Annotated in this window: 2 protein-coding genes and 1 pseudogene; 1 reads left to right on the top strand and 2 read right to left on the bottom strand. The window is 47.1% G+C overall.

Features of this window, described 5'->3' with window-relative positions; genetic code table 11:
• Positions 1-91 (top strand): annotated as a pseudogene (locus H165_RS19715) (IS5/IS1182 family transposase); the annotation flags it as partial.
• Positions 92-163: 72 nt separating this feature from the next.
• On the opposite strand, the gene H165_RS19710 reads toward H165_RS19715, so the two are convergent.
• Together H165_RS19710 and H165_RS0118055 are read right to left on the bottom strand one after the other, a co-directional pair.
• Complete coding sequence (locus H165_RS19710) at positions 164-724, bottom strand: hypothetical protein (RefSeq protein WP_155943650.1); 561 nt, start codon at positions 722-724, stop codon at positions 164-166.
• Positions 725-815: 91 nt separating this feature from the next.
• Positions 816-1,421 (bottom strand): hypothetical protein, encoded by a 606-nt coding sequence (locus H165_RS0118055; protein WP_155943649.1) that lies wholly within the window; start codon positions 1,419-1,421, stop codon positions 816-818.
• Between the last annotated feature and the right edge of the window lie 115 nt (positions 1,422-1,536).

The following is a 1,536-nucleotide window of genomic DNA, read 5'->3' as shown; positions in this document are numbered from 1 at the left end:
CTACGACAAGTTGGCAAGAAGTTTTGCCGCAATGGTCACGCTGGCTTGCACGCTGCGGTGCCTACGGCAGTACTTTTCGTACAGAACCTAACGTTTGGTTAAGGGGCCGGCTTTAGCCGGTCCCGAGTGAGCGAAGCGAACGACTTGAACCAATTGTTATGCTTTACATTGGGCGCGTGAATTCAGTTGCGACTTTAAATCCGGTTTGCGTGACGCAGTATTGAAGTCGCTGAAGTAGAACCTGAATCCGTTTTAGCTCCAAGGAAAGCTCTCGGATATATGAGGCAGAGAAACCGTGTACTTCAGCACCAGAACCTAGGTTTTGTTTGGCTCTGAATCGGACAGTTGCTGCATATAGTTCTTCGTCAGCTGCGGCAGCTTTGCTTCCTAAATTCCATGAGGAGTGAAGCAAAATATTTCTTTTTTCCGTTATTTCTTTGATGCCTTTTAATAGCTCTTTTACATGTTTCTTGTCTTCGTCATCCTGGCCTGGGATTTCACAGTAAAGCGCACCAAGTAGCACTTGTAGTTCTGCAGAGGCTTTGTCGCCGATGAGAACCTGCTCCATGCCTTGGTTTTTCAGGCCCTGGGAGCGGAGCATGAACATAATTATGTACCGCATTGCGTCGCAAACGCGCTCGAAAGCTAGGACAAATTTCCCCAGCTCCATAATGAATTCTTCCGCCTGCTCGCGATGGGCATCGTCTGCATATTCATTGATCATGCACAATCTCCAGAAAGGGCATAACGCCGCGCTCTGCGGCAAATTTGGAGCGCCGCGGAAAATTTGTCCGACAGCAGCGCCTTGTTAAGCATTAGTAGTAACTCTGTGATTTTTCGATGAGATAGGCCATTGAGAATTGGGCGACTAGCCCAATAGTCATAATTACACCAAATAGAACAAGTACGTTTAGCAGCGACATGCCAACAAAAATAATGCCCAGAATAGTTAACAGATATGCCACCTGAATAAAGAATGTAGACACCATTGCGTACTCATTGCCACCCTGTAGATCTTTTTGAGCAAGCCACGTAATTGGCCCTGTAGCAATGCCATATGACCAAATTAAAACAGGAATTATTGAATCGTGGTTTGCTTGTTTAGTGTAATAAATTAGAACCAATACACACCAAGCGACAAGAACGCCAATAGTATAAAGCGAGCTAAGAAAGCCAAAAAAGTACCCACCGAATTTGTTGCCCTTTTCGAGCATGACAGCTGCGGGAGCCGCGAAAATCATGCCCGGCATCATGGCTAACCCGATACCCATACCCGACACAATTAGCGCCAGAATGCCGTAACCGATCAACCCCCACTCACCAAGAATAGCCAGCCATATGCCAGAGACGATACCGCCAAACATATTGATAATTCCTAGGGGAATGGCAAGTACAGATAATGCTCTCGCAAATGATTCCATGGTTTGCTCCTTGTGGATGCTTAGGTTCTGTACGAAAAGTCCAAACGGGTAGAATCGGCGCCATGACAGGCTGGAGGCCCGCATGGCAAAGCGTTACGAACTCCCGGATGCAGCT

This window comes from Pseudomonas thermotolerans DSM 14292, from assembly GCF_000364625.1.
GTDB classification, from domain to species: Bacteria; Pseudomonadota; Gammaproteobacteria; order Pseudomonadales; family Pseudomonadaceae; genus Aquipseudomonas; species Aquipseudomonas thermotolerans.
The sequence above is the reverse complement of the archived record's forward strand: the minus strand, read 5'-3'. Positions and strand labels throughout refer to the sequence as shown.